Annotated in this window: 6 protein-coding genes; 2 read left to right on the forward strand and 4 right to left on the reverse strand. The window is 37.5% G+C overall.

Annotated elements, in window-relative coordinates; genetic code table 11:
• The first annotated feature begins 59 nt into the window (after nt 1-59).
• A complete protein-coding gene (locus QMN76_RS06900) occupies nt 60-1,034 on the forward strand; it encodes a diacylglycerol/lipid kinase family protein (RefSeq protein WP_034339295.1) in 975 nt (324 codons plus the stop codon).
• A 135-nt stretch (nt 1,035-1,169) separates the two neighbouring features.
• Complete coding sequence (locus tag QMN76_RS06905; protein ID WP_051461996.1) at nt 1,170-1,976, forward strand: hypothetical protein; 807 nt, start codon at nt 1,170-1,172, stop codon at nt 1,974-1,976.
• On the opposite strand, the gene spt is transcribed toward QMN76_RS06905, so the two are convergent.
• The 4 genes from spt to QMN76_RS06925 form a co-directional block, all read right to left on the reverse strand.
• Nucleotides 1,973-3,178, reverse strand: a complete 1,206-nt coding sequence (gene spt, locus QMN76_RS06910) for a serine palmitoyltransferase (protein WP_034339291.1) — start codon at nt 3,176-3,178, stop codon at nt 1,973-1,975. The genes QMN76_RS06905 and spt overlap by 4 nt on opposite strands.
• A 14-nt stretch (nt 3,179-3,192) precedes the next feature.
• A complete protein-coding gene (locus tag QMN76_RS06915) occupies nt 3,193-3,435 on the reverse strand; it encodes an acyl carrier protein (protein ID WP_034339289.1) in 243 nt (80 codons plus the stop codon).
• Between the two features lie 81 nt (nt 3,436-3,516).
• Nucleotides 3,517-5,250 (reverse strand): fatty acyl-AMP ligase, encoded by a 1,734-nt coding sequence (locus QMN76_RS06920; protein WP_084051582.1) that lies wholly within the window; start codon nt 5,248-5,250, stop codon nt 3,517-3,519.
• Between the two features lie 50 nt (nt 5,251-5,300).
• Nucleotides 5,301-6,428 (reverse strand): sensor domain-containing protein, encoded by a 1,128-nt coding sequence (locus QMN76_RS06925; protein ID WP_282023902.1) that lies wholly within the window; start codon nt 6,426-6,428, stop codon nt 5,301-5,303.
• Between the last annotated feature and the right edge of the window lie 273 nt (nt 6,429-6,701).

Raw genomic sequence — 6,701 nt, forward strand, 5'->3', positions numbered from 1 at the left:
TGTTTTATTACGATGCTTCTGTCTGAAAAACAAGATCTATAGAATGTTGGAAACAGTTTGTGACCCAAAAAATTGCTTTGATTAGAAATCCAACCAGTCGACTAAATCAAAATAAAAACCCAGATTTCTCGGAATTTGCGTCAAGTTGGCTAGGACATCGCTATTGTGTGCCAAACACCATAGAACAATTAAATAGTATGCTGTCTCAATATGCATCAGAGAATATAGAATGTATTATTGTTGATGGTGGGGATGGAACGATCAGTCAGGTGATGACGGCTATTTATCATGCTTATCCACCAGATAAGTTACCGAAACTGGTTATTTTGCCTTCGGGTAATACTAATTTAATTGCCAAAGATATAGGTTTTGGGATTCGTGGAATGGAAGCATTACAACGAGTTAAAATTTTATCGGAAAGAGAGCGTTTAATTAACTCTGTACAACATCGTCATGCATTAAAAATAGAATGGTTAGACTCTTCAAGGCCAGCTGTATTAGGGATGTTTTCAGGTACTGCTGCTTTTACGAGAGCGATTAATATAGCCCATGATCCAAAAATTCTTAAGAATTTTGCTCATGATTGGGCTGTTGGTATTACAATTCTTTTTGCCTTGCTAAAGTTATTTGCGCCTAAAACACGGGACTTGTGGTTAAAAGGTGAGCCTTGCCAGATACAATATGACCAACAGGAAGTTACTAAAGAGAATAGTTTTTTATTTTTAGCGACAACATTACAAAGCCTTTCCAGTGGTATGTGGCCTTTTTGGGGAGGGAAATATGATGATCAACGGTTACATTATCTAAATGTGAACGCTTATCCTTCTAAACTTATATCTGCATGTTTTACGTTATTGCGTGGAAAGACTCCAATGTGGTTGCGTAATAGCCCTTCCTATCAAAGTGGAGTTGCACAGCGAATCGCTATGAATATTCAACAAGAGATTATTCTTGATGGCGAGCATTATGATACAGGGGATAATCATGAGGTTTATTTCTCGGTTGGCCCTGAATTTTCTTTTGTACGTTTATAGTTGTTCCTTATGTCGATGACCATACTTTCAGATATCGTTACTCAACTGAATACTATACCCACATGTGTCTTTAATTTTATTAAATCCATTATAAAAGAGAGGAACCCTATAGGAGTTCTGTATTATGGGTCGAGTTTGTGGAAGCAAGATTTAACAGGGTTATTAGATTTTTATATTGTATGTGAAGATCTAAGTGATTGGTATAATGACAAAACGGGCCGCTATTTTGCTAATGTGCTGTTACCTCCTAATATCGAATATCATGAATATAAAGAAGGCGAGGTTGTTTTAAGGGCTAAAGTAGCGATTCTATCGTTAAAGCAGTTAAGGCAAGCAACAGGATTGCAATCCATTGATACCACTATGTGGGCACGGTTTTGCCAACCTGTTAAAATTATGTGGAGCAGGAATGATCAAGCTTGCCAAGATTTGTTTGGCTGTCTCGTTCGTGCTGTCGCAACCGCTAGTTGGTGGGCTGCATATTTGGGTCCCAAAGAAGCAAACGGTGAAGAATTTTGGTGTAATTTATTTGCGCATACCTATAGTGCAGAATTACGAGTAGAAGCAAAAAATCGTCCTATGTCTATTTTAGAGAATAGAGAAGATTATTTTATTCAGTTGTTAGAAGTCGGTTGGAAAGGGTTATCGATTCCTTTTCAACACTCACAAACAAACTATTTTACAGTAAATATTTCGGATAAAGAGCGACAAACTGCTTATAAAAAATGGAACTTTAGGAAAAAAATGGGTCGTCCTTTGAATATTGCACGACTTATGAAGGCAGCATTTACATTTCAAGGTGGTGCTGAATATATTGCTTGGAAAATCAAGCGACATCAAGGGATAGATTTGAATTTAACACCGTTTCAAAAGAAACATCCTTTAATCAACGCACCCTGGATTCTAATAAAACTTTATCGCCAGGGTGTTTTTAACCGTTAATTTTTTTTCAAAGGAACGCCCACATCTTGAGCGGCTTGGATATAGATTTGTACAAGCTTGTCAATTTGTTCAGTTGTATGTGCAGCAGCAATACTTGCGCGCAATAATGGGCGACTGTCAGGCGTTGCAGGAGGCAGGCTGAGGTTTATATATGCCCCCAATTCTAAGACTCTATTCCAAAAACGAGAGGCTTGAACAAGATCTTCTAAAATTACAGAGATGACAGAGCTAATATCAGGTCCTGTTAAGAAGCCCGCACTTTGTAATGCATGATAGAACCGAGATGCATTATCCATTAGTTTATGCATTAACTCAGGATGATTCTTGATAATCTCCAGATTAGCTTTGGTTGCAGCAATTACTTCAGGAGGTAAAGACGCTGTAAACATATAAGGTCGAGTGCAAAGGCGTAACAGATCCATTTGTGGATGATCTGAAACACAATATCCACCAACGGTACCTAGACTTTTAGAGAATGTACCAACGGTAAAGTCAATATCCGCTTCTACTTGATCTCGTTCAGCAATTCCACGGCCATGTTCACCAAAAATACCAAAAGAATGTGCTTCATCAATCATTAAATAAGCATTTTCTTCTCTTTTAACTTGGGCAAATTCTTTTAGTGGAATAACATCACCAAACATAGAGTAAACGCCTTCGACGACAACCAGCTTAATGCCAGGAATATCGCCAAGCCTGCGCATACGTTTGCGCAAATCATCAGCGTCATTATGGCGAAAGCGAATAATCTGAGCTTGGCTCATACGACTGCCATCATAAATACTTGCATGACAATCAGCATCTAGGAACAGATAATCGTCTTTTCCTGCAAGGGTAGAGACCATACCCAAAGTTGCTTGATATCCTGTAGAGAACACCATACAAGAACGACGATTAAAAAATTTTGCTAAATCTTGTTCTAATTCTTGATGTAAAGAATAAGTACCATTAGCGATTCGTGAACCTGTCGTGCCAACCCCATATTGCATTGCTGCATCTGCAGCAGCATGACGTGCAGCATCTGATTGGCTGAGGCCAAGGTAATTATTTGTGCCAAACAGCAAAGTTTCTTTACCATTAATGATTCCGATTGTAGCCGAAATCATCTTTTCAATCGTAGTACCAAAAGGATTATGTTCTGATATAGATGAGAGATGTGCAAAGGCAGTTTCAAGCGTTTTAAATTTGGTAAAAATATCCATAAAAATTGAGCTTTTTACTTTAATGAAATAATGGCTTCGGCAAGATCACGAATTGTGCGAACGTCTGTTAAACGATCCAAAGGAACAGAGACATCCAATTTGTCTTCAATTTCCATAACAAAATTCATAACAGCCAACGAATCGAATTCTAGGTCTTCGATAATTTTGCTATCTGGAGTTATATTACGTGGAACTTTTGGATTTTCCATGAGTGTTTCTATAATCGTTTGAGAAACGCTTTCAATCGTTTCAGTCATGACGGCATACCCTTTATAATTAGATTATATTAATAATGGCTGATTATTTTTAATTCTACAACCAGCCTTTTGATCAAAAGCTTAGGCGCTTATATTAAACTCTCCATCCAATAACATTTTGCGCGCACGTGCTCGGGTTAGTTTCCCTGATGATGTCTGAGGTAAACTATGCGGAGGAACTAGGATTACAGAGACTTCAACCCCGTGTTGACGTCTGAATAGATTGACCATTTCTTCTTGCAATGTTTGACGGTCTTGAGGATCAAGAAAGCGACATTGTACTAATGCTACGATGGATTCGTGCTCATCGGTATCTACAGAAAAAACAGCAACATCACGACTTCTGAGTGCTGTAAAATGATGCTCTGCGGACCATTCTAAATCTTGAGGCCAAATATTACGTCCATTAATAATGATTAGATCTTTTTCACGTCCTGTAATCACTATTTCATTATTTAACATATAGCCAAGATCACCAGTTCTCAACCAACCATCAGCACTTAAAATACGTTTGGTTTCTTCTTCTTGATGAAAATAACCTTTCATCAAGCTGGGTCCACGAACGAAAACGCTTCCAACATGACGTTCTGGTAAAATATTTCCTTGCTCATCACGGACTTCCATTTCATGGCCAGGTAAAATAGGGCCACATAATACAAACGTGCGAACACTTTGATGAGGATCGTTGCAAGGTTTAGCAATTCCATCTGTTTCGAGAATATGCAAATCAACTGTATCTGTTTTTACCCCAGTATCCAAAGGAGCAAAGGTTAAAGCCAGTGTTGCTTCAGCCATACCATAACTGGCGACAAAAGCTTTTGGACTGAAACCATATTGTGCATATTGTATGGCAAATTGTTCTAGAATATGAGACCGGATCATGTCACCGCCGATTCCAGCAGCTCTCCAACTTGAAAGATCTAGCTCCATAGTTGATGTGGGTGCTCGGCGTGCACAAAGCTCAAATCCAAAAGATGGACTGTAAGATAAAGTGCCTTTGTTGCGACTGATAATATCTAACCAAACAAGCGGCCTTCTGGCAAAATCTCTTGTTGGGAGTAGATCAATACTTAGTTGACAGGTTACTGGAGTAATGAAAAAACCAACTAATCCCATATCATGATAAAGAGGTAGCCAAGAAACGCAGCGATCGCCAGTTTCTCTGACCACTAAACCATATTTTGCAATGGCATATACATTTGCCAGACACGCTTTTTGTGTCACAGCAACACCCATTGGGAAACGTGTGCTGCCAGATGAAAATTGTAAATAAGAAATATCATCACTATCAATAATTGGTAATTCAATATCTTTATCAGCTTTGATAGCCATAAGTTCTTCAGGAGTACCACCAAAACATAATGAGAACCCATCAATAATTTCTGGTGTCCAACTTTGTATGGTTTGTGCGGTGATGACTGCCTTAGCTGTGGCATTGTGTATCATGCCACGTAATGTATTAATATATGCAGATTTGCCAGCAAACGCTACAGGTAAAGGCATAGGAGCAGGGATAAGACCTGCATATTGGCAAGCAAAAAAGATGCGACTGAAATCGCTATCGCTTTCTGCAATAACAGCAACGCGATCCCCTTTTTTAAGGCCAAGAGTTAATAGTTTTCCAGCTGTTTCTTTGGCTTGTTCTTTTAACAAAGAATAAGGAAGTGATTCTAATAAAACTCCTTTGGCTGAATAAAAATTAATTCCAGACTGACCTTGTGCTGCATAATCTAAAGCCTCAGCAAGAGAAGTAAATTCACCTAGACGTCGCTTTAAGCCAGATTCAGTCGGAGTTGGATAATTTGCTATTTCCACAATTAAAATTCCACCAAGTTTATACAAACAATTGTTATACTCTGTTTATCTTACGCTTTTTTTAGATAATCAACAATTGCTTTTGCCCCAATGTGTGCAGTGGGACAGTTTAATGTTCCAAATGTATTGCGTATATAATCTTTTTGTAAATGAAGAAAGTTTTTTTGTAAGATAAATGCTTCATTGATTATTTTAATAATATGATTAGGCGAGGATATAACAGGCCCCAAAGCCCAAGATTGATAATTTTCATTACGCTTCCAGTGAATATTATGAGCGTTTAAAAATACACATGGTTTTAATTTAATCAGGAATTCATATAATTGGCTACTGACATCACCTAAATATAAATCTGCTGCGATTGTATATGTCATATCTATGCTACGTTCACTTCCGAGATCAATTAAAATATGAGGATGCTGTTTGTAAGCTGCAAAAACCTCGTAATCTTTCGGTGATGGGGGGTAAAACAGTCTAAAGTGTGGCGCAAAAATAAGGTTATAGTGATTTTGCTCAGCGAATTGTATTAAAATTTTATGTCCAAATTTATGCCAAGAGGATAAATGTCGTTTAAAGTGCGGGTTATACAAAATGGTAGGTTTGTCATTGTTGAATAAAACAGGTTGAGGTTGCTTCCTTAATATATGAACAATATCAAATTTCGCGTACACCCCTGTTTGGTATCGTCCAGGATGAAGAGAGTCTTGTTGTAGTAATCTTTGTTCAATCTTTTCACCTGCCATCAGGATAAAATCAAATTTACGCACATCTTTTGCGAACCCGACTGCTCTATCTCCTGCACCATGACGAGTCCATATGAGCTTCGGTTTGGTAATTCCAAATTGCTTTAAGTAAAGGGAGGTTCTCTCAGGGACAATAATAGCTGAAAATTTTTGAAAGAGATCACGGTTTAAATATAATGTTAGCAACTTTAAAATTGCATTGGTTCCATGCAGCTTAATCCTTTTACGAACAAGACTTGGAAGGGAAAAAAGATGATAATGCAAATTGGTGTTGGGATATAAAGCAATAATAGACTGAATATAATTTAAGTGTTCATGAGTAGTGCACGCAATATGCACTTTGATATTAGGGTGTTTACGCGCTATCTCAATCGCAATCGGTAGCGAGTGTAAAGTTTGATGAGGTTGAGCAATATAAGAAAACAAAAGATTCATTAAAGATTAAAACCTTTATTAAGGTTAATGTCTGAACTTATAAAAATTAAAATTTTGTCAAAATTATAGAAAAACAAAAAAAAATAAAAAAATTAAAAATAAGGGTTGATTAGTTATAATCTTTTGTGTAGATAAGTCTTCACGCCGACGATGTTAGCGTAATATACTTTCCGACTGAGTGTTGGGGTGTTCATTGACAAGTAAATAGGATGAGAAGGGGATATGCTGGTAGCGTATTTGTCTTGGGACTGAGAGATTAGTTTTGGGGTGTTT

This window comes from Commensalibacter papalotli (ex Botero et al. 2024) (assembly GCF_947179115.1).
Taxonomy (GTDB): Bacteria; Pseudomonadota; Alphaproteobacteria; order Acetobacterales; family Acetobacteraceae; genus Commensalibacter; species Commensalibacter papalotli.

What these genes read in the sequence shown, in the direction of transcription:
- spt (WP_034339291.1), bottom strand. Translation starts at nt 3,178, where the DNA reads ATGGATATTTTTACCAAATTTAAAACGCTTGAAACTGCCTTTGCACAT.
- QMN76_RS06915 (WP_034339289.1), bottom strand. Translation starts at nt 3,435, where the DNA reads ATGACTGAAACGATTGAAAGCGTTTCTCAAACGATTATAGAAACACTC.
- QMN76_RS06925 (WP_282023902.1), bottom strand. Translation starts at nt 6,428, where the DNA reads ATGAATCTTTTGTTTTCTTATATTGCTCAACCTCATCAAACTTTACAC.